Source organism: Streptomyces sp. NPDC001093, from assembly GCF_040298985.1.
GTDB lineage: Bacteria > Actinomycetota > Actinomycetes > Streptomycetales > Streptomycetaceae > Streptomyces.
Window position 1 is genome coordinate 17,474 of sequence record NZ_JBEPBF010000018.1, and the last position, 23,478, is coordinate 40,951.

At 68.3% G+C, this 23,478-nt stretch carries 23 protein-coding genes and 2 pseudogenes; 10 read left to right on the plus strand and 15 right to left on the minus strand.

Annotation, left to right across the window (positions count from 1 at the left end; all coding sequences use genetic code 11):
* Nucleotides 1–43: 43 nt before the first annotated feature.
* The 5 genes from ABT288_RS11835 (at nt 44) to ABT288_RS11855 (ending at nt 5,580) form a co-directional block, all read left to right on the plus strand.
* Nucleotides 44–1,144 carry a PP2C family protein-serine/threonine phosphatase gene (locus ABT288_RS11835; protein WP_351605484.1) on the plus strand — a complete coding sequence of 367 codons (1,101 nt, stop codon included), beginning with the start codon at nt 44–46 and terminating at the stop codon, nt 1,142–1,144.
* Nucleotides 1,145–1,271: 127 nt separating this feature from the next.
* On the plus strand, nt 1,272–2,744 hold the full coding sequence (locus tag ABT288_RS11840; RefSeq protein WP_351605487.1) for a catalase: 1,473 nt from the start codon (nt 1,272–1,274) through the stop codon (nt 2,742–2,744).
* Nucleotides 2,745–2,802: 58 nt separating this feature from the next.
* Complete coding sequence (locus ABT288_RS11845) at nt 2,803–2,997, plus strand: DUF2180 family protein (protein ID WP_351605489.1); 195 nt, start codon at nt 2,803–2,805, stop codon at nt 2,995–2,997.
* A gap of 160 nt (nt 2,998–3,157) precedes the next feature.
* A complete protein-coding gene (locus tag ABT288_RS11850; protein ID WP_351605492.1) occupies nt 3,158–4,459 on the plus strand; it encodes an MFS transporter in 1,302 nt (433 codons plus the stop codon).
* 146 nt (nt 4,460–4,605) lie between these two features.
* Entirely contained in the window at nt 4,606–5,580 is a 975-nt protein-coding gene (locus ABT288_RS11855; RefSeq protein WP_351605494.1) for an aldo/keto reductase, read from the plus strand.
* A gap of 229 nt (nt 5,581–5,809) precedes the next feature.
* Here the strand turns inward: ABT288_RS11855 and ABT288_RS11860 are convergent, their stop codons facing one another.
* Nucleotides 5,810–7,396, minus strand: coding sequence for a YncE family protein (locus ABT288_RS11860; RefSeq protein WP_351605497.1), 1,587 nt, complete (start codon nt 7,394–7,396; stop codon nt 5,810–5,812).
* A 518-nt stretch (nt 7,397–7,914) separates the two neighbouring features.
* On the opposite strand from ABT288_RS11860, the gene ABT288_RS11865 reads away from it, so the two are divergent.
* Together ABT288_RS11865 and ABT288_RS11870 are read left to right on the plus strand one after the other, a co-directional pair.
* Nucleotides 7,915–8,142, plus strand: coding sequence for a transposase (locus ABT288_RS11865; RefSeq protein WP_351605500.1), 228 nt, complete (start codon nt 7,915–7,917; stop codon nt 8,140–8,142).
* A 225-nt stretch (nt 8,143–8,367) separates the two neighbouring features.
* Nucleotides 8,368–8,439: pseudogene (locus ABT288_RS11870) on the plus strand (transposase); the annotation flags it as partial.
* A 34-nt stretch (nt 8,440–8,473) separates the two neighbouring features.
* Here ABT288_RS11870 and ABT288_RS11875 read toward each other — a convergent pair.
* The gene (locus ABT288_RS11875; protein ID WP_351605503.1) at nt 8,474–8,821 is read right to left on the minus strand and encodes a YidH family protein; all 348 of its coding nucleotides are present in this window, start codon (nt 8,819–8,821) and stop codon (nt 8,474–8,476) included.
* 133 nt (nt 8,822–8,954) lie between these two features.
* Between ABT288_RS11875 and ABT288_RS11880 the strand changes: the two genes are divergently transcribed.
* Entirely contained in the window at nt 8,955–10,013 is a 1,059-nt protein-coding gene (locus ABT288_RS11880; protein ID WP_351605506.1) for a sulfite oxidase, read from the plus strand.
* 320 nt (nt 10,014–10,333) lie between these two features.
* Here the strand turns inward: ABT288_RS11880 and ABT288_RS11885 are convergent, their stop codons facing one another.
* From ABT288_RS11885 to ABT288_RS11915, 7 genes are all read right to left on the minus strand, one after another.
* Nucleotides 10,334–11,374, minus strand: coding sequence for a YVTN family beta-propeller repeat protein (locus tag ABT288_RS11885; protein WP_351605509.1), 1,041 nt, complete (start codon nt 11,372–11,374; stop codon nt 10,334–10,336).
* A 51-nt stretch (nt 11,375–11,425) separates the two neighbouring features.
* On the minus strand, nt 11,426–12,730 hold the full coding sequence (locus ABT288_RS11890) for a Dyp-type peroxidase (protein ID WP_351605512.1): 1,305 nt from the start codon (nt 12,728–12,730) through the stop codon (nt 11,426–11,428).
* Nucleotides 12,727–13,383 (minus strand): MFS transporter, encoded by a 657-nt coding sequence (locus ABT288_RS11895; RefSeq protein WP_351605515.1) that lies wholly within the window; start codon nt 13,381–13,383, stop codon nt 12,727–12,729. The genes ABT288_RS11890 and ABT288_RS11895 overlap by 4 nt, the downstream gene beginning before the upstream one ends.
* Complete coding sequence (locus tag ABT288_RS11900; protein ID WP_351605518.1) at nt 13,287–14,165, minus strand: MFS transporter; 879 nt, start codon at nt 14,163–14,165, stop codon at nt 13,287–13,289. Before ABT288_RS11900 ends, ABT288_RS11895 begins: the two co-directional genes overlap by 97 nt.
* Nucleotides 14,166–14,333: 168 nt before the next feature.
* Complete coding sequence (locus tag ABT288_RS11905) at nt 14,334–15,251, minus strand: NAD(P)-dependent oxidoreductase (RefSeq protein WP_351605520.1); 918 nt, start codon at nt 15,249–15,251, stop codon at nt 14,334–14,336.
* Nucleotides 15,248–15,913, minus strand: a complete 666-nt coding sequence (locus tag ABT288_RS11910) for an aldo/keto reductase (RefSeq protein WP_351605523.1) — start codon at nt 15,911–15,913, stop codon at nt 15,248–15,250. The genes ABT288_RS11905 and ABT288_RS11910 overlap by 4 nt, the downstream gene beginning before the upstream one ends.
* 233 nt (nt 15,914–16,146) lie before the next feature.
* Nucleotides 16,147–17,157 (minus strand): LysR family transcriptional regulator, encoded by a 1,011-nt coding sequence (locus tag ABT288_RS11915; RefSeq protein ID WP_351605526.1) that lies wholly within the window; start codon nt 17,155–17,157, stop codon nt 16,147–16,149.
* Nucleotides 17,158–17,347: 190 nt separating this feature from the next.
* On the opposite strand from ABT288_RS11915, the gene ABT288_RS11920 reads away from it, so the two are divergent.
* Nucleotides 17,348–17,860: a VIT1/CCC1 transporter family protein gene (locus tag ABT288_RS11920; RefSeq protein ID WP_351605529.1), complete on the plus strand. Its 513-nt coding sequence runs from the start codon at nt 17,348–17,350 to the stop codon at nt 17,858–17,860.
* A 21-nt stretch (nt 17,861–17,881) separates the two neighbouring features.
* On the opposite strand, the gene ABT288_RS11925 is transcribed toward ABT288_RS11920, so the two are convergent.
* The 6 genes and pseudogenes from ABT288_RS11925 to ABT288_RS11945 form a co-directional block, all read right to left on the minus strand.
* A complete protein-coding gene (locus ABT288_RS11925) occupies nt 17,882–19,324 on the minus strand; it encodes a multicopper oxidase family protein (RefSeq protein ID WP_351605531.1) in 1,443 nt (480 codons plus the stop codon).
* Nucleotides 19,282–19,773: a transposase gene (locus ABT288_RS11930; RefSeq protein WP_351605534.1), complete on the minus strand. Its 492-nt coding sequence runs from the start codon at nt 19,771–19,773 to the stop codon at nt 19,282–19,284. Before ABT288_RS11930 ends, ABT288_RS11925 begins: the two co-directional genes overlap by 43 nt.
* A 105-nt stretch (nt 19,774–19,878) precedes the next feature.
* Nucleotides 19,879–20,054, minus strand: a pseudogene (locus ABT288_RS50175) (IS110 family transposase); the annotation flags it as partial.
* A 46-nt stretch (nt 20,055–20,100) separates the two neighbouring features.
* Nucleotides 20,101–20,556 (minus strand): hypothetical protein, encoded by a 456-nt coding sequence (locus ABT288_RS11935; protein WP_351605536.1) that lies wholly within the window; start codon nt 20,554–20,556, stop codon nt 20,101–20,103.
* Nucleotides 20,553–21,464, minus strand: a complete 912-nt coding sequence (locus ABT288_RS11940) for a metallophosphoesterase family protein (RefSeq protein ID WP_351605538.1) — start codon at nt 21,462–21,464, stop codon at nt 20,553–20,555. Before ABT288_RS11940 ends, ABT288_RS11935 begins: the two co-directional genes overlap by 4 nt.
* Before the next feature lie 86 nt (nt 21,465–21,550).
* Nucleotides 21,551–21,847 (minus strand): plastocyanin/azurin family copper-binding protein, encoded by a 297-nt coding sequence (locus tag ABT288_RS11945; RefSeq protein ID WP_351605541.1) that lies wholly within the window; start codon nt 21,845–21,847, stop codon nt 21,551–21,553.
* Nucleotides 21,848–22,856: 1,009 nt separating this feature from the next.
* Here ABT288_RS11945 and ABT288_RS11950 point away from each other — a divergent pair.
* Nucleotides 22,857–23,459 carry a sigma-70 family RNA polymerase sigma factor gene (locus ABT288_RS11950; RefSeq protein WP_351605689.1) on the plus strand — a complete coding sequence of 201 codons (603 nt, stop codon included), beginning with the start codon at nt 22,857–22,859 and terminating at the stop codon, nt 23,457–23,459.
* The last annotated feature ends 19 nt before the right edge of the window (nt 23,460–23,478 follow it).

Consider the following 23,478-nt stretch of genomic DNA (forward strand, 5'->3'; position numbering starts at 1 on the left):
ATCGCTCGCCCGGGTGATCATCCCGAAACGACTTCCTGGGCGAATGCGGGAGAGGAGCGGCGCCTGCGAGTCCATGCTCGTCGCCCCTCTGCTGGTGATCGCGCTGGACACGACCGCGGATCTGCTCACCCCCAACCTGCAGTTCAACCGGTTGCTCGGCGTGGCGCCGGCGCTGGCCGCCGCCATGTGGCCCGTGGCCGGCACGCTGGTCATCGGACTGCTGGCCCTGACAGCCGGCATCGCCCTCGCCGCCACCCACCACGGTCTCGGTCAGACACCCAGTGTGTTCACCGTCGTGGCGATCACGGCCATCACACTGGCCGCTGCATACGCCAGTCGGGTACGGCAGCACCGGGAGCGCACCCTCGCTGCGGTCCGCAGCGTGGCGGAAACCGCACAGCACGCACTGCGGCCCCCGATCCCACGCCACCTCGGGCACGTCGACATCGAGACCATCTACCAGGCCGCTGCCGCGCATGCCCGCATCGGCGGCGACTTCTACGAGGCGCGCCGGACCCCGCACGGCGTACGGCTGATCATCGGCGATGTGCGCGGCAAAGGACTTCCCGCCGTCGAAGCCGCATCAACGATGCTCAACTCCTTCCGGGCGAATGTGCGGGACGCGTCCGATCTGCCGTATCTGGCACACATGTTGGAAGCAAGCATGCACGAACACTTCGAAGAGGTCCTCACCGACGACACGCTCGAGCGCTTCGTCACCATCGTGCTCGCCGAGATCCCGGCCGAGGAGCCCATCGCCCGCCTCGTCAACTGCGGACACCCACCGCCGCTGCTGCTCCACAACGGCGAGGTGCGCGAGGTGGAACCCAGCGCACCCTCGCCGCCCATCAACATGGCTGCCCTTCTGGGCGACCACTACCAGCTCGACACCATCCCCTTCGGCCTGGGCGACCGCCTGCTGCTCTACACCGACGGCATCAGCGAAAGCCGCGACCTGACCGGCACCTTCTACCCCCTCGCCCAACGCATCCGCAGATGGGCCTCGGCCCCACCCCGCCAACTCCTGCACCACCTCCACCACGACATGAACGCCTACGTTCCCGGCACCCGCGACGACGACGTCGCCGCGCTCGTCGCTCACCGCGTCAGACCGGGCGAACGGCGACATCATCGCCACGTCTGACACGTTCGCACGGGCCCGGCGGCCGCGAAACCAGGCAGACACACGACACCGCAAACGACGCGGAAGGCAGAGGGCAGTCATGTCCGATGCCGGTTTCCTCAACGATCCATGCCAGCGGAGGCACAAGGTGACCACACAAGACGGAGGGCGTCCCCTTCTCACCACCGAGGCCGGTGCGCCTGTCGCGGACAATCAGAACTCCGAGACGGCCGGCCGCGGCGGGCCGCTGCTCGTCCAGGATCAGCAACTGTTCGAGAAGCTGGCGCGCTTCAACCGTGAGCGCATCCCGGAGCGGATCGTGCACGCGCGCGGCGCCGGTGCGTACGGCACATTCACCGTCACCGCCGATGTGACGACGTACACCCGGGCTGCGTTCCTCTCGGAGATCGGCAAGCAGACCGAGGTGTTCGTCCGCTTCTCGACGGTGGCGGGCAGCCTCGGCTCGGCGGACGCGGTCCGGGACCCGCGCGGCTTCGCGATCAAGTTCTACACCGAGGAGGGCAATTACGACCTCATCGGCAACAACACCCCGATCTTCTTCATCAAGGACCCGAGCAAGTTCCCGGACTTCATCCACACCCAGAAGCGCGGCCCCCACACCGGCTCACAAGAGCCGGACAACGTATGGGACTTCTGGGGCCTGAGCCCGGAGTCCACCCACCAGGTCACCTGGCTCTTCGGCGACCGTGGCATCCCCGCCTCGTACCGCCACATGAACGGCTACAGCTCGCACACCTACCAGTGGAACAACCAGGCTGGCCAGGCGTTCTGGGTCAAGTACCACTTCAAGACCAACCAGGGCATCAAGAACCTCGACTCCGCCGAGGCCGAGATCCTCGCGGGGAAGGACCCCGACAGTCACCAGCGCGACCTGCGCGAGGCGATCGAGCGCGGCGAGTACCCGAGCTGGACGGTCCAGGTCCAGATCATGCCTGCGGCAGACGCGGCCGCCTACCGCTTCAACCCCTTCGACCTCACCAAGGTCTGGCCGCACGAGGACTACCCGCCCATCGAGATCGGCAGACTGGAGCTCAACCGCAATCCGCGGAACATCTTCGCCGAAGTCGAACAGTCGGCCTTCTCACCCGCGCACTTCGTGCCGGGCATCGGTCCCTCCCCGGACAAGATGCTCCAGGGCCGCCTCTTCGCCTACGGCGACGCCCACCGCTACCGCGTCGGTATCAACGCCGACCAACTGCCGGTGAACCGCCCGCACGCCACCGAGGCTCGAACCTACGGCCGCGACGGGGCCTTGTACGACGGCCGGCACAGCGGCTCGAAGAACTACGAGCCGAACAGCTTCGACGGCCCGGCCCAGACCGACCGGCCGCTGTGGGCCGCCACCGGGGTCTCCGGGCTCACCGGCAACCACGCCGCACCGGCACACACCCAGGACGACGACTTCGTCCAGGCGGGCAACCTCTACCGACTGATGCCGCAGGAGGGGAAGGAGCGCCTGATCAACAACCTGGCCATCGCCTTGGCCGGCGTCTCCGCCGACCGTGACGACATCGTCGAGCGGGCGATCGACAACTTCCGCCGTGCCGACTCCGACTTCGGCAGCCGCCTGAAAGCGGGCGTGAAGGAACGACGCCGATGAGCCGGCATTCCTGGCCCACTACCACCGGAATCACCTGAATCCCTCATAGGAGGCAGAAATGACGTGCTACGAGTGCACCCAAGCGGGGCGGGATGACAGCGCCGCCATCGGCATATGTTCCCTTTGCGGTCTGGCCGTGTGCGCCGACCATGCGACGATCACCCCAGCTCCCAGCAAGCGCGTGATCGGCCTCGTCGTCGTGACGCGCCGCCTTGCCTGCACGACATGTTGCGGGACGCAGTCGGCCGCCTGAGAGCCGGCTATCTCCTACGTCGATAACCATCATCTTGGACTATCACTCTCCAATGGGAAACAACGGCCGCGTCCGCGCGTTGGCACGAACGGCGGTGAACGAGCGGTCGCCCCTGCTTCCCCCGCCGACGGAATCCACCGTCAAAGATCGGAGTGCTCTGATGTCAGTGACATCGGCCATGGAGCCGCACGCGAACCCTGTATCCGCCCGACAGGCCCGCCCGCACGAGGAGGCACACGCCGCTCGCAGGTACGGCGCAGGGTTCTGGACGGTCGCCGCGGTGTTCGTGACGGCGATGGCGTTCTCCACGGTTCCCACCCCGCTGTATCCCCTCTACCAGGCCCATGACGGGTTCTCGACCTTCACGGTCACCGTCGTGTTCGCCGTCTACGCCATCGGGGTCCTGACCAGCCTATTGCTCGCCGGGCACATCTCGGACTGGCTGGGACGCAAGAAGGTCATGGCTTCGGCGCTGGCACTGGAACTGCTCGCAGCCGCGCTGTTCCTGGCCACGCCGTCTCTGCCGGTGCTGATCGTCGCCCGGCTGGTCACCGGTCTCGGCGTCGGCATGCTGACGGCGACCGCCACCGCGTATCTGCAGGAGTTGCACAGCGCCCACCTGCCCGGCGCCTCGACGCGGCGGTTCGAGATCGTGTCGACCGTCGCCAACATCGGTGGCCTCGGGCTGGGACCCATCACCGCGGGAGTGCTCGCCCAGTACCTGGTCGCGCCGCTCACACTGCCGTATGCGGTCTTCGTCCTGCTGCTGCTGATCGGAGTGGCTGCCATCGCTCTGACCCCCGAGACCGTTCGCAAGCCCGCGGTCAGGCCGGCCTACCGGCCCCAACGGGTCCGGGCCGCGCACGGCGACCGTGGAAATCTCGCCGCCGCCGCGGCCGGATTCACGTCCATGGCCGTGTTCGGGCTCTTCACGTCCGTGGTCCCAGGCTTCCTCGGCGGGGTCCTGCACCAGCCGTCCCGTGCGTTGGCCGGACTGGTCGTATTCGCGGTTTTCGGAGCCGCCGCGGCGGCCCAGACGGGTACCGGCCGGCTCGGCACCCGGACGCGCTGGTACCTCGGGCTGCTCGCCCAGGCGGTGGGCATGACCGTACTCGCAGTCGGTATGCGCCTTGGGAGCCTGCCCGTGTTCCTGCTCGCGGGGATCATCGCCGGAGCCGGTGCCGGTGTGCTGTTCAAATCCGCCGTCGGACACGTGGCCGCCATGGCCGCCCCGGCTCAGCGCGGCGAAGCCCTCGCCGGCCTGTTCCTCGCCTCGTACCTCGGCCTGGCCCTGCTGCCCGTCGGCCTGGGCGTCGCCAGCCGGTCCATGAGCCTGACCGATGCGACGACGTGGTTCACCGTCGTCGTGCTGGCACTCCTCGCCGCGGTCGCCACACGGACGAGCCGCCACGGTCCCGGCACGGCTGCCGAGACGCCAGGCACGTTGCGACGGCGATCATGAGGGATCACCCGGTGGGTGTCGGCGCCGTGGCCGCTGTCTTCGTCATCGGGCATGTGATCGGCACCAGAACCGGCTGACCGATGAACGGGCCTCCTGCCCCTAAGCATCAGAAACACCGAACGATCAATGACGCACGGAGGACAACCATGCGGAGCACCACACTGGGATCGACCGGCCTGCAGGTCTCCCGTATCGCCCTCGGCACCTGGCAGCTGGGGGGCGACTGGGGCGCCTTCGCCGAGGACGATGCCAAGGCCGCCATCCACCGGGCCCGCGAGCTCGGGGTGAACTTCTTCGACACCGCCCAGGCGTACGGATTCGGTGCCTCGGAGAGACTGCTCGGCGCCGCGCTGCGGGGCGAACTGCGGCGTCGGCGCGACGAGTTGGTGATCGCCACCAAGGGCGGTCTGCGCAGGACCGCTACCGGCATCGCCCGGGATGCGAGTCCCGGGGCGCTGCGCCAGGGTGTCGACGCCAGTCTGACCGCGCTCGGCATCGACCACATCGACCTCTACCAGGTCCACTGGCCCGACCCGAAGGTGCCGTTCGCCGAAACCGCAGGTGCACTGAAGGAACTGGTCAAGGCGGGCAAGATCCGGCATGTCGGCGTCTCCAACTATTCCGCCGAGCAGATGGCCGAGTTCTCCCGCACCCTTCCGGTGGAGACGCTGCAGCCGCCTTACCACCTCTTCCGCCGCGAGATCGAGGACACGGTGCTGCCCTATACCCGGCAGCACGGCATCGGTGTCCTGGTCTACGGGCCCCTCGCGCACGGCTTGCTATCGGGCATCCTCTCCAAGGAGACCGTCTTCCCTGCCGACGACTGGCGGGCGAAGAGCAACGTTTTCCGAGGCGAGACCTATGGGCGCAACCTCGCTGTCGTACGCGAGCTCCAGGAGTTCGCCGCATTCCGCGACATGACGGTGAGTCAACTGGCCGTCGCGTGGACCCTGGCTCAGCCGGGAGTGGATGTGGCGATCGTCGGTACGCGGCGTGCCCACCACGTCGAGGACAGCCTCGCGGCGGCAGATCTGTCGTTGGACGAGGCCGACCTGAAAGAGATCGACTCGATGATGGCCGCGGCCGTCCCCGTCGCCGGCCCGTCCCCGGAGGGTGTGTGACGGCTGGGCGGGAGGGGAATGGGCAGACGACGGTCGCTGTCGTGGACGCCGCTGCCATGCGTGCCCCATCGCGCAGAATCTGTCGCATGCCGGGTTCGATGTGCTGGTGTGGGACCGGACCCGGCAGGGAGCCGAGGCGCTGGCTGATGGCGGCGCCTACGTCGACTTTCCTCGGCCGGGGCGGCTCAGGACACCGAATTTCCGATCACTATGCTGACCGGTGGCCCCGTCACCGACACGCGTTGACCACACCGACTACGCCGCCCTGCCCTCTTGGTCCTGATGCCTGAGGCATTGCCGTGCCTGACTCCTGCTCGCCGGACGGAGCTCCAGGCTTGAGGACGACGGAGGTGTAGTGGTTGGCGAAGAAGTACGAATAGGACAGGGCTTCGTCGATGTTGCCGAACTGGTTGCTCATCATGGACATCAGTGCGGTCGTGCGGGTGCCGTCGCCGGCGTAGGCGGTGAACTGCTGGTTGGGTGGCAACCCGGTGGCCCCGATGGTGACTTCGTTGATGCCTGGGAGTTCCCGGATCAGGGCCGTGCCCTGGCCGGAGCTGCCCGATACGCGCAAGGCGAGGATCTGCGTGCGCATGCCCAGTCCTTGTCGGCCCAGGTTGTGTGTGCTGGTTGCTGGCGTACTGCGCGCCACGTACACCAGTGCCATGGGCGACTGGCCGATGTGAAGGGTCTTGATCACCGAGTTCGTGTGTGTGTCGATGACATCGACCGCGTCGGAGTTCTGCAGGGCGATGTAGATCCTGGTGTTGTCGGGGCTCGGCCAGATGCCGTGGGGACCGTGGCCGTTGTTGTGGATGGTCTTCACCAGCGTGGGCGGCGCCCCGTTGCGCGATCGGCGGTAGACCAAGGTCTCGTTCAGCCCGCCCACGGTCTGGTAGGCATAGTCGACGCCGTCAACCGTGACGAAGTTAGGGTGGTTGGTGCGCGGCCCGGTGCGCAGCACCGCCTCCACGCGGTAGGTGGCCGCATTGAGCACGGCGGTGGTCCGGCCGTTGGTGGGCATGCCGAGCCAGATGTCCCGGCCGTCGGGTGAGATGGCCTCGTCGGAAGACCCGCCCGCCTCCGCGGGGATCGCCACGCGCCGGATGATTCGGCGGGAGGCCACATCGATCACGTCCAGCACCAAGGCGCGCAGGTGGTTGACGTAGGCAAATTTGCCGTCGGGGCTGAAAACCACCTTCGACGGCCCGTCCTCGGTGGGAATCCGCTCGACCTCCTTGCCCGCCCGCCAGTCGATCACCGAGATGTAGTTCTGGCCGCGCACCGCCACCCACAGCCGGGTGCCGTCCGGAGAGAAGAACCCCTCGTGCGGGGACCGGCCGACGTACACGGTGCGCACCACCTCGTTGGTCCCGGTGTCGATGACGTGGACGGCGTTGGTGGTCACGTCGATCACGTTGAGCCACTTTCCGTCCCGGGAGAAGCCCAGGCCGTGGACGTCGATCTGTCCGTCGTACATGGCTCCCAGCACGTCCGCGCTGGGGCTCAATCGCGGTTTTCCCAGGGCGATTGTGCCGAGCACCGTATTCGTCGCCGGGTTGATGACACTCACCGTGTTGGAGGCCTGGTCAGCGGTGTACACCCGGTCGTTCCCCGAGATCTGCTGGGCCCCGGGCAGCGCCGGAGACTGTATCGGCGTGCCATGCGCTGAGGGGCTGGCGTTTGACCCAACTATGAGGCCCTGCACCGGATCCAGGGGGGAGGACGCGGATTCCAGCGTCCCGGGCGTCACGCAGGCGGTGATTGACGCGTATACGACCATCGCTATGAACGTGTGGGTGAAGGTTGTTCTCATACCCATGTTCACTCCTTGTGGTCACGCCGCCGGCGGATGACCCGCATGGCAAGCTGCCGTGGCGCTTGAGCCGTGAGGACGGCGCCGCGTGGCGTGAGAGGTTTCGCGGCAGCCTGGTCGCCGTGTTCGGCAATGGCTGCCAGCGAGGGCAATGCTTGTCATCGGGGCGCTGAGGTCACCTTGATGACGCCTGACGCTGGTCACCCGGAGCGCCTCGAGCCATGAAGGAATCTAACGGACAATTTATACATACTCACCTTGGCCGGAGACCTTCACTCGGATGGGTCATCTGTCGGCGAATGGCGAACGACTGCACGACCAATCAGGCTTTCGCGCCGTGTACGCCGAACGGGTTCACGATGGTTCACGACGGGTCGACCGCAGCTGCGATCGCAGGTCAGACGGGGCAGTAGCCCGCGCGGTCGGCGGAGCGGGTTTGGCCGGTGGCCTGTCCGGTCTGTCCTGGAGGCAGCAAATTCGACGTCGCCACGACATGTCAGCCACCTACTGGGGCCGTCGTGCGCACCGCTCTCCCGGACGCCCTCGTGGTCGTCGACCACTTCCACGTCGTCCAGCTCGCCAACAAGATGCTCTGCCTGGTGCGGCGCCGCACCAATTCCCAGGACCGCGGGCGGCGCGGACGGGCCACCGATCCTGAGTGGAAGGCCGGACGACGCCTGCTACGCAATCGTAAAGACCGCACCAACGAGCAGTTCGCATGGATGTGGAACCCCTTGTTCGACTAGGGGCAAGATCGGGCAGATGCTCCTGAGCGCATGGATCGCCACGGAGAACCTGCGCACCCTCCTCGCCCCGGCCCGTACCGGCGCCGACAGCCACAAGTCGGCCACACCCGCAGGAAGTTCCTGACCTGGCTCGTCGGACTCCGACAACCCCGAAGTCCGCACCCTCGCCGGCACCGTTGACCGCTGGTGGCCCGAGAGCGTCGCGTTCATTGACACGGGTACAGCAACGCCAAGAGCGAGGGCATTAATCGTGTGATCAAGCTCGTCGCTCGCAACGCGTTCGGGTTCCGCAACGCCGACAGCCAGCGTCAACGGCCTGGCCGCACTGACGTCACCAGAGCAGCAATAGGGCGGCAGCGAGTGCGACGGTCAGTACGGCGCCTGCAGTCAGTGGTCCTCCGGTTCGGCTGGCGGCGAGAAGTCGTTCGTGCCTGATATCGGCTGCGGCGCTCCGGTAGCGCACTGCGGAGTAGGCCAGCCCAGCCGCTCCGACAGTCATCAGTAGAGCGCCTGCGGCCAGTGAACGGGTGCGGCTGTCGTCGACGAACTTGGCCACGGCCAGCCCTAGCGCCATCACGTTTGCGGATGTGCGCAGCCACGCGAGGTAGGTGCGCTCGTTCGCCAGATGATCTCGGGCGTGGGATGGGTCTGTGTCGTCCCCGGGGCGTTCCTTACCCATGACTCGCTCTCCTACTGGAGGCCGCTGCGATGCGCATTCTGTCGGGTCGCCGAAACCGAGTGAGATCAGAGGTGCCGCTTGGAAGAACTTCGAGCATAGTGGCGATATGGGCATATGGGGCAAACGGGATGACATGATCGTGCACCAGACCGAGCCCTACAACGCTGAACCACCTCCCGGCGCGCTCGTGGACCTGGTCACCCCTCTGGACACCTTCTATGGCCGCAACCATGCCCCAATCCCTCGCGTGGACGGGGCGAGCTGGCGGCTACGGGTGGACGGCGCGGTCGACCGCCCGCTGGAATTGTCGCTGGACGACCTGCGGCGCCGCTTCCCCGAACGGAAAGTGCTCGCCACTTTGCAGTGCGCGGGCAACCGTCGCGCCGACCTCATGGAGTTCCGCGACATACCCGGCCAGGTCCCCTGGGGCCCGGGAGCCATCTCCACGGCATGGTGGACCGGTGTGAGCTTGGCGGATGTACTGGCAGAGGCAGGGCTGCACGCAGAAGCGGCCCACATTGCCTTCACGGGTGCCGACGTGTCACAGGACGCCGACCCACCACAGCCCTTCGGCGCCTCAATACCTGCGGCGAAGGCCACCTCCAGCGAGGTGCTCCTTGCCTGGGCGATGAACGATCAGGCTCTTCCCGTCGCGCACGGTGCCCCGTTGCGCGCCGTCGTCCCGGGCTACATCGGCGCCCGCAGCGTCAAATGGCTCCAGTGCATCACCGCACAGACCGAGCCGTCCGACAACTACTTCCAGTGGGAATACAGCCTCTTGCCTCCCGAGGCGGACCCTCACAGGGCAGGACCAGGCGACGGCATCACGCTCGGGCCGATCGTCATTCACATCGCTATCCTGCGGCCCGGCAAGGGCGCCCGGCTGCCGTCCGGAGCTACCGAGGTCGTCGGCGTGGCCTTCGCCGGCGACGACCGCACGGTGACACGCGTGGACGTGTCCGCCGACGGCGGCACCACGTGGGTCCACGCCGATCTGAACGCACCGGACAACCCGTGGACGTGGCAGCACTGGCGCGCCACGCTCATGCTCCCGGCGGGGGAGACGGAAGTCCTCGTCCGCGCCTGGGACTCCGCCGCAGCCGTACAGCCCGAGTCCCCAGCGACGGTCTGGAACCCAAAGGGCTACGCCAACAACGCCTGGGCCCGCCTCCACGTCACCTGCGACCGCTGAAGGCGGGCGGCCAGGCCGCAGATCCCGACGGCACGACGGTGAACCCGCGGACACCTCCACACCGCTCACCTTTGAAGACCCGGCTTGACGGAGCGTGGCGCGCGAAGTCAGGTGCTCCAGCAGGGCAAGATCGACCTAGGTATAGGTAAGCAGCGGAGAGAGCCTCGAGGCACTGTTCGCCCTGGAGGAGTCAGCGGAGACGGTGCGTGATCCGCCCTCCAGCGGAGCGCGGACCGGGATCTGGCGCGACTGCCGCACGCGACTCCCCGTGAGCGGTGTGATACTCCCTGGGGCGAACCCGTTCGTCGTGATCGGCTGCCTCAGCGCACCGCCACCCCGTACGGCTGGGCGCCCACGGTGACCGTGGCGACGACCTTGTGGGATGCGGAATCGACGACGGCGAGGGTGCCCGCTCCCTGGTTGGTGACGTAGATCGCGGCGTCGGTGACCGCCAGGTTGAACGGGTCGGTGCCGGGCGGGCCGAGGGCGATGGTCGCCGAGACGTGTGTGCTGCCGGTGTCGATCACGGAAACGTTGCCGGGGCCGAGGTTCGCGGAGTAGGCGTAGCGGCCGTCAGGGCTGATGGCGACGTCGAAGGGGCCTGTGCCGACGTTGACGGTGGTCGCCTTGCCGCTGTCGGTGGCGATGGCGAGGACGTGCGTCCCGACCTCGTCGGCGACGTAGGCCGCCTTGCCGTCCTTGGTGACGGCCACGGCCACCGGGGAGCGACCCGCTGGGAGCTGCCGGGTGACCTGGTGGGTGCGGGTGTCGATGACCGACAGGGTGCCCGATCCCGCGTTCGCGACGTACGCCTGGGTGCCGTCGCGGCTCAGGGCCACGTTCACCGGGGACCTGCCGACGGGGATGGTGGCTGAGGCCCGCTGGGTATGGGTGTCGATCACGGAGACGGTGTTCGAGGTGCCGTTGGTGACGTAGAGGGACCCGCCGTCCGGGCTGAGGGCGACTCCGGTGGGGCTCTTGCCGACGGGCACCGTGGCGACGGTCTTGTAGGTGTGGGTGTCGAGGACCGAGACGCGGGCCGAGCCGCTGTCGGCGACATACAGGCGCCTGCCGTCCTTGGCGACGGCCACACCCTCGGGCGCCGTGCCGGCCGGTACGGTCGCGACCACCTTGTGGGTGTGGGCGTCGATCACCGAGACGGTGTCGTCCTGCTGGTTGGTGACGTAGACGCGGCTGTCCGCGCGGGCGGCCGCGGGCGGCAGGTCCGCGGCCACTGTGTGCACGGGGGCGGTGGGCACACAGAGGACCACCAGCGCGGCAACGCCCGCCGCGAGGACCGGCCGTGGTGTCCCGCCGTGGCTTCGGCGGCTCGCTGCTGGGGTCCGCGCGGCAGACAACATCTCGCCTCCTGTGCGCAGTGCCGTGGTCCGGTCCGGTGGTTCGGCCCGGTATCAGGTCAGCAGCCCGCGGGCGTAGTAGTCACTTTTGTCCCGGACGCCGGGGAGCGTGAAGAAGTAGCCTCCACCCCGAGGGCTGATGAAAGGCACGAGTGTTTCGTTCTGCAGCCGGGTCTGCATGGCGATGTAGGTGTTGAGTTCCTGCTGGAAGCAGTTGAACGCGTGTCCCATGTCGAGCTCGGGCAGGTTGGGACTGCGGTCGTAGTCGAAGCTCCGGCGCAGGATGGTGCTGGTCGCCGCGGTCTCCGGGGTCTGGGGGTTGGCAAGCCGGATATGGCAGTTGAGCGGGGTGATGAGTCCCTGGGGGTCGTTCGTGTAGATGGGGTCGAACTTGTCGTTGTCGTTCTCGCCCAGCGCGTAAAGGGGGGCGCCGCTCGCCTTGCGACGGCCGAAGATGCGCTCCTGCTGGGCGACGGGCACCTTCTGCCACGCCTCGATGAAGAAGTGCACGATACGCACCACGTGATAGGTGCCGCCCGCGGTCCAGGCCGGTTCGGCGCTCTTCGGCTGGACCCAGACCGCCTGGTCCATCTGGGAGGCGCTGGTGGTGTCGACGTTGGAGATGCCGTCCTTGAAACCGAACCAGTCGCGCCGGACACCGACGGGGCGGTGCGGATTGCGCTGTCCGTCGATGCGCCAGCGCAGTTTCGCCGCCGACTTGGTGTGCATCAGGATGTCGAGCAGGGCGTTCACCGTAGTGTCCCGGTTGTCGGCGCATATCTGGAGCAGCAGGTCCCCCTGGCTCAGTGCCGGATCCAGGTCGTCATGCTCGAATGCCTTCATCGTGACGAGCTGGACCGGCTTCCGGGCGCGCAGACCGTATCGGTCGTCGAAGAGAGAGGCGCCCACGCCTACGGTCACCGTGAGACCGTCTGCCACGACCGTGGGTCCGAGGATGCCCGAGCTTGACGGTGGCGCGGTCGGAGACGTTTCGGGCGGTCTGCCGCCCGCCGTGAGGAAGCGGGCGCGCGCAGTCAACGTGCGGAACAGCTCGGTGAGTTCCTTGCGGCCGGACGCGGTGACGTCGAGCGCGACAAAAATGGCGACCCGTTGTGGGTGAGGGGGAAGGGCGATGCCCGCCTGGTGGTAGCCGTGGAAGGGAATCGTCCGAGACGAGGGTTCCGCATCGGCCTCAGGCGCCGTTGCGGCGGCCGCTGTACCCCCTCTGAGGGCGGTTTCGCCCGCCGTTCCGACGACGAGGCCGGCAGCGGTGCCCTGCAGAAACGTCCGCCGGGCGAACGCCCCCATCGGGCATTCCGTCCCGCTCCATTCCCCGTCCGGAGCTGTGTTGTCGGTCATGATGCCCTCCATCGACCGAACATCCACGGAGCGTCTACTTCATACGCTATTTCGGACACGTCGGTCCCACCACTTGGGAGTACTCGGGAGTAGGACGGCATGGCGAGGTCACGCTGTGGAGATTCGGGCGAGCAGGCGGGTACGCGAAAGCGTCTCCGTCGGCAAGTGACATGAGGCAGGTGACACCGTGCCCAGGTGTGCCTCGTTCGGTCGGCCGCGTCGGCGACCGCGGGAAGCAGCGCCGCCCCCGTCGCGGCACCCAGTTGCCGACTGGTGTTGATCACTCCGCCGACCAGGCCCTGGTCATGGTCGGCGATTCCGGCGCTCGCGGTGACCATGCTGCCGAATGCCATGCCGGCGGTGCCGAATCCGACGAGCATCACGGCCGCGAGCGGCAGGTGGGAACCGCCGGCCATGGGGAGCTGGGTCAGGGCGGCGAAGCCGGCGGTGGCGGCTGTTCCGGTCACCACCAGCACGCGTTGAATGCCGAGGTGCCGGGTCAGCCGTGCGCCCAGTAGGCCGGTGGCCAGTCCGACCATCCCCTGCGGAGCGATGCTCAGCCCGGCATCGAGCGGCGACATGTGCAGAATTTGCTGGAGGTATCCGGAGAGCACGAGCATTTCACCGCCGTTCCACATGCCGAGCAGCAGCATGAGAGTGCTGGCGTTGCGCAAGCCGTGGCTGTGCAGCAGCGCCGGACGCACGAGCGGATCGGCGTGCCGGTGTTCGTTCGCCGCGAAGGCCGTGCCCGCCAGGATGGAGAGTGCGAGCGGGCCAGCACGGGGACGGAGCCGATACCGGTCGTGGCGATCTGGGAGACAGCGAAAACCAGGGCGGCCACGGCCAGGGTGATCAAGACCGCACCGACGGCGTCCAGCTTCCGACCGACACGCGCCAGTCTCGACTCCCGCAGGACATGGGGGGCCAGCAGCAGGGCGGCCAGCCCCACCGGAACGTTCACCAGGAACACCGAGCGCCAGCTGAGGAACTCCACCAGCACGCCGCCGAGCACTTGGCCGGCGACGAAGCCGATGGACGCCGTCGCACCGTACAGGCCCAGTGCTCTGGTCCGGCGCGGGCCTTCGGCGAAACCCGTGGTGATGAGTGACAGCGCGGCGGGCGCGACCATCGCGGCCCCGGTGCCTTGCACCACGCGTGCGGCGATCAGCAGTACCGGGCCGCGGGCGAGTCCGCCGGCCAGGGATGCGGCGGTGAATACGCCGATCCCCGCGAGGAACAGACGCCGGCGCCCGTACAGGTCGCCGGCCCGGCCGCCGAGGATGAGCAGGCCGCCGAAGGCGATGGCACAGGCCGTGACCACCCGCTGGACCGAGGCTGCGGAGACGTGGAGTTCACGCTGGATCGACGACAGGGCGACGTTCACGATGCTGAAGCCCAGGGCCACCATGAAGGCGGCTATCAGGATGCGGGCCAACCCCAGCCGCCCGTGCTCGCCCGTCCTGGCGGCGATGCCGGGGTGGTCGTGGTGGTCCGCCGTGCTGGTGTCGTTGTGGGGACGCGTCGTGGCCGTGTACGGCGAGGAGGGGCCGGTGGGCCGACGTGTGTCCTCATGGCCGTGCGTCCTTTCGTCGGGCGGGTTCGATCACGCGGTGATGTAGACCGCGGACAGGTCGTCGTCGGCGTGCTCGAGGGCGGTGTGCCGCCAGCGGGGCAGCAGCGCTTCGATGAGCGGCAGGTGGGTGCCGAGGCCGCACGCGGCCTGTACGGCCAGTTCGGCGTCCTTGACCGCGTGCTTGAGCGCGAAGGCGGGGGTGAAGTCGCCGGCGAGCATGGTGGTGGCCTTCTGTACCGCATACGGCGAGCCGAGCGGGGTGGACTGCAGCAGTTCCACGATCGAGGCGGGGTCCAGGCCGAGCCGGCCGGCGAAGGACAGAGCCTCCGCGGTGGCTTCGACGAGGTCGACGAGCCAGCTGTTCAGCACCAGCTTCGCCCTGGTGCCGTCGCCGGCCGGTCCCAGCCAGACGGTGGCTCGGCCCAGTGCGCCGAACACCGGGGTGAGGACGTCACGTACACGATCGGGACCGCTGGCCAGGATGATCAGCTGTCCGGCCTCGGCCGGTCCCTGACTCCCGGAGACCGGGGCGTCCACGAACGTCACCCCGTGGCGGGCGGCGGCCACGGCGAGCCGGGCCGACCAGCGGGCTCCGATGGTGGCCATCTGCACCCAGATCAGTCCGGGGCGTCGGGCCAGGAACCCGTCCGGGCCGTTCGCGGCCCGTTCGGTGGCCGGCCCGTCGGCGAGCATGGTGATGAGGATTCCGGCGCTCTGGGCCGCTTCCGCAGGGGTGTGTGCGACGAACGCTCCGTGACCGGCCAGGGCGGCGGCACGGCTGCTGGTTCGGTTCCACACCCGAAGCTGGAAGCCGCCCCGGGCCAGGTTCACGGCCATGGGGCCGCCCATCCGCCCGGTGCCCAGGAAGGCGATGACGGGTGTCTTCGGCGCGCGGCCGCCGAGGGAGGCCGGTGTGTCGGCCGGTGATGTGGGCTGGGTGGTGGTCATGACATTTCCTCCAGGGTGGGATCGCCGAACGGGATTGTGGCGGTCATGGTCTGGTCGGTCTCGGCCAGGTCGGACCGGGTGAGGTGGCGGTGGCGTGCGCCGAGGCACTCCGCCAGGTGGGCCGGGGTGCGGCCACCGACGATGGCGACCTGAACGGCGGGGCGGTCCGGCAGGTCTGATTCGATGTCGCGGCGGATGAGGCGGTAGGGCGGCTGGACGATTTCCACCGGCAGTGCGGTGGCGAAGTCGGCCATCTGCGCCAGGGTGCAGTCGTGGACCGCCACATGATGGATCAGGCCGTGCGCCACCAGTTCAGCGAGCGCAGCAGTTCCGGCCTCGAGACCCTTGCGCAGCCATGCCGGCCTGGCGCCGTGGACCAGCCGGTCCCCGTCCCTGCGCTGGCCGCCCTTGGCGGCGATCACGACCGACTCGCGGGCCGAGCCGAGTTCGTCTGCCGCTGCCACTTCGAGCGGCCACTCGGAGCCGCCGGACCCGTAGGCCCGGGCGGTGTCGAAGAAGTTGGCGCCCAGCGGCCTCGCGTATTCGATCGGCTGGAGCGCGGCGGGCTTGGCCATGGGTCCCCGGTCCGCGCCGTACTGCCATGTGCCGCACGCGACAGGCGTCACCGCCAGGCCGGATGCGCCCGGTCTCACCGTCTGCATGTCGACCCCCTTCGTGGGTGGAATCTCCTGTCTCGACGCTCACACCCACCGGAAGCCGCCGGTAGTGGCCCTGTGCTTGCCGGGATACAAACCGTTCCTGTAGCGGACAGGCGTCACAGTCTCCGAGGGCTGCCCAACGCTGCCCGACGGGGCGGTCGGCCGATGCCGGAGGCCGGGGACAGGCCGGCGACCGCAGACGCACGCAGAGAATGCGTGGTGCGGGTTCGGCGAGGTCAGGAGGCAGAACGGCGGGACATGCCGGCGTCGGTGGCCGGCTCCGGGCCGAATGCGGGCCTGCGTGTCCGCCAAGGTTGATCGCGGCGGGTGATGTGAGCGATCAGGTCCCTTGCCACACCGCTCGGCGGGGTGGAGGCGCCGTCCCAGATGACGCGCAGAGTCCTGCGCAGGTCGAGCTCCGGTGTCCGCACCGTCACGAGCCGGCCTGTGGCCAGATCGTCCTCGACGGCCAGTTCGCTGATGACGGCTGGTGCGGTGCCGGCCAGTGCGGCCGCGCGCACAGCCGCCGTGGTGGGCAGCGCCAGCGCCGGGACGACCTGGGGGGCGCCAGGACCGAGCACCGCGGCCAGAGCAGCGGTGAGGGTGTCGAGGGTGCCGGAACCGACCTCGCGGCTGACCAGCGGTGTGGCGGCCAGCTCGGCGGCGCCGACCGGTCGGCGGCGGTGGGCCCAGGGGTGGCCCGGAGTGACGACCACGGCGAGCGTGTCGTGGCCTACGACCCTGCCATGGAGCCCGGCCGGCCGCTGAGGGCCCTCGGTGAAGCCGATGTCCGCCGTGCCCTCGGTGACGTGGGCGATCACCGTGGTGGTGTTGATCGCGGTCAGCAGGATCTCGGGCGCTGTGCTTCCCGGCCGCTGTGCCGCACGGAAGGACGACAGCCAGCCCGGCAGGAGCTGCTCCGCGATGGTCAGGCTGGCGCTGACCCTCAGCCGGTCACGGCGGTCGGCGCGCAGGGCGGCGATCCCGGCGTCCATCTCCGCGGCGACACCCAGCAGGCGGGCGGCCCATTCCGCGATCACGACACCTTCGGCGGTCAGTCTGGAGCCGCGCGGGCTCCGGTGCACGAGCGTGACGCCGGTCTGGGCCTCCATGGCCCTGATCCGCGCCGAGACCGCCTGCTGGCTCACCCCCACCGCCCGGGCGACGCTGTTCAGGCTGCCCTCCTGGGCCACACCCAGCAACAATTCCAGCGCGGCCAGGTCGGGAACATGCGTACTGAGAGCCATGAGCCGCCCTCCCAGCTGCAAGCCGGGGTTGTATCCCCTCAAGCCTACGGCCGCTACCGCAGCGGACGGGCCTCTGCGAGCTTCGAAGACACGACCCGCTCTCCCCGCCCCGGGGAACAACGGCACGCGCTTGCTCCCCGGCCTCTCCCTCGAGTCCCTGACGGGGTATTGATCAGCCAGGAGACACACCATGACCGCCACCACCACGGCAGTGAGCCCTTCCGAACACCAAGTCGAGCGATCGTTCCTCCTGCAGCGGGCGCAACCCGCCATGAACGGCCTGATCGACGGCTCGCTGTCCACGCTGGCCCCGATCTTCGCCGTGGCGTTCGCCACTCAGCAGTCGCGTTACGCGTTCTTCGCCGGACTGGCCACCGCCATCGGCGCCGGTGTCAGCATGGCCTTCTCAGAAGGCCTGTCCGACACCGGAGACCTGACCGGCCGCGGCAGCCCCTACCTACGCGGAGCCATCACCGGGGCGGGCACCTTCCTCGGCGGAGTGCTGCACACCCTGCCCTTCCTCATCCCTCAATACCGCCTCGCGCTGGCCGTGGCACTGGTCACGATCACCCTCGAACTGGTGACCCTGGCCTGGATTCGCTGGCGCTTCTTCAAGACGGGCTTCCTTCGCTCGTTCGTCTCGATCGCTATCGGCGGAGCGGTCATCGCCGGCGTCAGCGCCGCGCTCGGCGCCGCCGGCTGATCCCGCTCGCAGCGCCGTGTGTCACTTCTCGATGTCCAGCACCGCCATCATGCCCCGGTCCTCGTGGTTGAGGATGTGGCAGTGCAGGACGGTTTTGCCGGTGTAGTCCTTGAAACGCATCCGGATGACGAGCCGCCCGTGGGCGGAGACGTTCGCGACGTCCTGCAGGCCGTGGCCCTGGTGCGGACGGCCGTTGATGCTCATCAGCTGGAAGTGATTGGTGTGCACGTGGAAGGAGTGTTCCTCGTTGCTTTCGTTGACCACGGTCCACTCCTCGACCGTGTTCAGCTTGGCCCGCAGGTCCACCCGGTTGGGGTCGAACTGCTTGCCATTGATGTAGAACTTGGTGCCGGCCGCGTTCTCGGAGAACACGACGGTGCGCCGTACGGCGATCTTCTCGTGGGCCAGATCCACGGTCGGCGCGAAGGACGAGGTGGGCAGCGTCGCCGGTCGCGTGGAAGGGCCTGCGGTGACCAGGGTGGCCAAGGTCGCCTGCGGGAAGGAATTGCCGCCCGGTCCGGTCTGGTACGGGAGCGTCTCCAGCTCGGTGCGGCCGGCCGGACCGCCCTGTACCAGTACGTCGAAGCGGGCCCCGGCCGCGAGGAGCAGCGAGTCGGCCGTCCAGATGCGGTCGACGGGTGTCCCGTCGTGCGCGATCACATGGAATTTCTGGCCCCGCAGGCGGACCTTGTAGTAGATGTTGGCGCTGATGTTGGCCAGCCGCCACAACTGGGTCTCGCCCGGCCGGATGCGGATGACGGGGTTCAGTTGGCCGTTGACGGTGCGATGGGTGGGCGCACCGATGTGCAGCCCCTGGGTCTTGATCGCATCGCCCTGGAGCTGGAAGTCCTTCAGCGCGATGACGTGCTCGGTGATGTGGTGCAGGTTCGCCGGAAGGTACTGCTGCAGGCCGTCGACGATGAGGATGCCCGACATGCCACCAGCGACCTGCGGCGCGGAGGTGTGGTGGGGGTGCGGGTGGTACCAGTAGGTGCCGGCGCGCAGCGTCTTGGGGAACTGGTAGGAGTAGTGGAAGGTTTCGCCCGGATGGATGTGGAGGAAGATGTTGTCGGCGTCGCCGCTCGGTGACACATGGAGACCGTGCACATGAAGGTTGGTCTCCTCGCCGAGCGTGTTCTTGAAGGCCAACTCCATCTTGTCCCCCGGCCGGATCCGCAGCGTGGGCGGCATGTAACTGCCGTTGTAGGTGAGCGCCCACAATGCGTGGCCGCCGAGGTTCACGCGCCGTCTCTCCACGACGAGATCCGCCCGCAGCAGCCCGTTGTGGCTGACCAGTTGCGCCGGTTCCCGCAGCGGAGCACCCTCGGCGAACGAGGGCGAGGGCGACGGCGACGACATCATCGACGACGACTGGGACGGGGCGCTGGTGCAGCCGCTCATCAGGGCGCCGACGGCAAGGATCAGCGCCATAGTGATGCGAGGCAGCGTGGATCGGGATCGCATGACGTCTCCAGTGATGGACATCCAGGTCTCGCGTAGCTCAACACCACGAAACCCCCGGGGGCAGCCACCCGCGCCCTGGCTGGACCGTTCGAGCGATGCTCTGCACCCGATGCCACCAGGGATGCGATGACACGACCTCCGTAACAGCGACGACCACGTTCGCCCTTTGATCGCCCGCACCCGGTCCGGTCTCCTTCGGGGTCGCCCACGACCGAGCCGGGGCAGTCGGATCGCCCCCGATCCCCGTCCAGGTGCCGTCGCGCTACCGGGCGGAACTGGGCGTGGGCCCGGTCCCAGGGCTCGTACCGTTCCGGAACATCGTGCCAGGGGACACTGGTCCGGGTCCGCCACCGCATGCGGTCCATCAGTTGCCGTCGTGTCCACAAGGGCGGACGGCCCGGCTTGATGCCCTGCGGCAACAACTGCTCCGTGGCCGGCGGAGAACTCATGGGTGTTCGCGCTGTCTGATGCCGCTCCCCGACAGTACTCGTCGTCGGGGCTGAGCGGGCGGGGACGGCCTCCTGCCCACCGAGACATCTCACGACACCAACGTGTCAAGCGGCAGCGGCCAGTTCAGAGGGGAACGTGAGGTGTTCGTCGAACAGTCGCCGGTCTGGAGGCAGTGTTAGAGCTGCCCGATCAGGCGGTTGAACAGGTGTCGCTGGGCGTCTGCGTGCCAGTCCCCTCGTTCGCGTCGACGACGGTAGTGGGCGTCGGCTCCGGGCGAGGATCACAGGGCTGAGAACGCCGCGGACGTGACCCGTCGTGGTGGTGGTTCAGTTGGGTGGTGTACGGGTGATGGGTCGGTTCCGGATGGGTGTACTGACGGGCGGTCGGGCAGCGCGGCGTTGTCTGGTCGCGCTCACTTGCCAGACGGCGAGGAGCAGCAGCGTGCCGGTTTCGGCGAGGAGGCTGAGGACGGCTTGTGGTGCCGGTTGCAGACCGCGCTCGGTGAATCCGAACACGCCAATGGTGCGCGAAGCGGTGAAGCCGCCGAGGGCGCCGAGCGCGACGCCTGCCTCGGAGACCCTCAGCAGCGGGGGTGGTGTCCCGATCAGCAGCAGGGCAGCCAGTGCGAAGGATGCGCTGGCCTGGAGCAGGAACAGGGGGCCGATGATGTGGATGAAGCGGTACCCGTCGATGTAGAGCTGGGCGTGGATGTATCCGCCCGCGGCGAGGGTTGCGGCGGTCGCCGCCCGCAGGGTGGGGACGAGGAATCTTTGGGTGTTCATGCCAGCCTCTGGTCCTTGATGGCCAGTTCGCGGTCGCCTTGGCGGTAGCCGACGCTGCGGATGCCGAGTGCGTCCTTGAGCTGCCGGGCAGGGACGACCTGGGGCGTGGGGGCGGGGGCGCGGCCCGGTTTGGGCAGTGGGTAGGCGGTGGTGGTGGCGGAGTGGAAGGTGATGTTGCCCTCCGTCTTGGTGAACAACTGGTGGACGTGCCCGTTGAGACAGGTGACGGAGGAGAAGCGGCGCAGGAGTGCGATGACTTTGAGGGCGTCGTCGGTGCTCCAGCCCCACTTCGGGTACATGGCGAACAGCGGGATGTGGCTGAAGACCACGACGGGGGTGTCTGATGGCAGTCCCGCCAGGTCTTTGCGTACGAAGTCGATCTGCGCGTTGCCGAGGTGCCCGAGTTTCTCCAGGCTCAGGGTGTTGACCAGGGCGATGAAGTGCACGCCGTGGGTGTCGAAGCTGTACCAGCCGTCACCGAGCGTGCCCATGCCGAAGGTCCGCCGGTAGGCGCGGCCTGCATCGCCGATGGAGTCGTGTTCGCCCGGTACGGTGAAGACGCGGTCTGTCTTCATTCCGGTCATCATCTGCTTGACCTGGTCGAACTGCCCGGCCGTGGACAGGTGGGTCAGGTCGCCGCTGTGCATGACGAAGTCCGGTCTGAATCCGAGTGTGTTGACCTGGTTGATCGCTTCGGTGAATGAGCCGGCCACGTCCATGTTCGCCGGTCCCTGGAACCCGATATGGCTGTCGGAGACCTGCACGAACCGCAGCGCGTCGCTTCCCGCTGCGACGGCCCCGGCGGCAGCCCCGGCGTTGGTGTCCCGGGAGTCCGCGATGTGACTGATCACCTCTCCGCTGGCCACAGTCAGCACCACCGCGCCGCCGAACCATCCTGCGTGACGCATGAGTTGACGCCGAGTCATACCGTGTTCGGTTTCAGGCCGGCCGGCGTCGTCGGCCGGTGCTCCGTCGTGACGGTCGTAGTAGTCGGTCATCGGGTCACCTCCACGGTGGCGGTCATGAACGGATGGATGGTGCAGATGTAGGCGTAGGTGCCGGGCTTGGTGAACGTGTAGCTGTAGGCGGCGTGGGTGGCCAGGGCGGCCGAGTGCAGGGGGCCACCCGATGCGGCGCTGGTGACGGTGTGGGCGTCGGTGTCCTGGTTCGTCCACGTCACCGTCGTGCCCGCTTTGACCTGCAGCGTGGCCGGAGAGAAGGCGAAGTTCTTGATCGCGACGGCATTCCCGGTCATCGGCGTGGCCGCCGCGCCCGTGCTCGAGGTACTCATGGGCATGCTCATGCTGGGCATCGGGGAGGCGCCGGGAGCGGAGCCCGCCGTTTTCCCCGACCCCGTGGCACCGGGCATCCCGGGGGTCTGGTGCTGACCCGGACCGGGCGTGATGGCGCCGGCCCCGACGGACGAGGAATGCGACGACGGGCCGCATGAGCTGAGGAGCCCCAGCGCACCGGCAGTGGCGATGGTGGCGACGGCCAGCCCGGCCGCAGCACGGGATCGCCGAGTTGATGGGCGAAGGTTCACGTACATGGTGTGCGTTCCTCACTGATCAGGCGGAGACGGGAACTGCGCCGGCTCGGGCGCACGCAACCGCAGGGATGTGGTGGATGTCGCGTTCATGGGCACGCGTCCCTCACGGACCCGGCGAGCGAGCCTGGGTGCCGCCCCGTGCCGGCTGCCCGCCTCGAGGTGCTCCGCGCTGCGCATCCGCCCTGCCACGCCACGAAGACGAAGGCGACACGTGGCAGTTCGCCCGAGCAGGCAGCCGCGAGCGACTCGGGGCAGGTCGGCGTCGCCCATACGGGTGATGGGCACACTGGCCCGGATGGAGCTCTGCCCCGGTCGCCGCACAGCCGCCGATCACTGTGCGTAGCGTCATCGGCGTGGTGTGTGCTGGACATCGGTCGGGGCTGCAGAGTGGCACCGGCTTCGATGCACGGGGGCAGGGGAGCGGGGCCGGTGGTGAGAGCGCGTGCGTCGCCTGGTGCATTTCGGTCACCCCTGTTCCACCCCTTGCCGCAGGGGAAGCGATGAGGAGTTGCGCGTAAGCCGGTTCTTGTTCGCCTCCACGGACGGCATGGCTCCTGCGGTTCGATGGATACGCACCTTTTGTGGGACTTCATGGGATCGCTGCAGTTCAGCCGGTCCCGGATCCGTGCATGCTTGATCATGGCGAGGTCGTAACGCCGCAAGGGCGTACCATCTGCAGTACTCACAGCGCGTGACCGGCACCGAGCTGTTCGTGCGGGACAAATCAGCGCATATGCCTGATGATCGTGTTATGCCCTGGAGTTCCCGAAAACGTGGTCCAAGGACCGATCCGGATCGCTCCGCGCACCGTGTCTCTGGTAAAGGGACCCTTTCGACCGCGGATGAGGAACTGCTGCGCACGCTGTACGCGGAGCACGCAGGAGCCCTGTTCCACTACGTGCTGCGACTGACCTCAGGAGACTGGCAATGGGCAGAGGACGTGGTGCAGGAGACATTGCTGCGGGCGTGGCAGCATCCCGCCGCGTTCGACCCCGCACGCGGCCCGGCCCGGGCATGGCTGTGTACGGTCGCTCGACACCTGGTCATCGACGCCCACCGGGCCCGGCAGTCCAGGCCGGCCGAGGCCGGCGGCGATGTGCTGGAGCGAGCCGCCGAGCAGAAGCCGGGCAAGGACGAGATCGAGCAGGCACTGCAGAGCTGGGCGGTTGCCGAAGCCGTCCGGTCACTGTCCCCGGACCACCGCGCCGTCCTGCTGGAGACCTACTACCGGGGCCGGACCATGGCGGAGGCCGCACAGGTGCTGGGCATCCCGCTCGGCACAGTGAAGTCGCGGACGTACTACGCCCTGCACGCCCTGCGGCTGGCGCTGCAGGAACGGGGGATCGAGCCATGACCGTGGCGGGCAGGAGGCG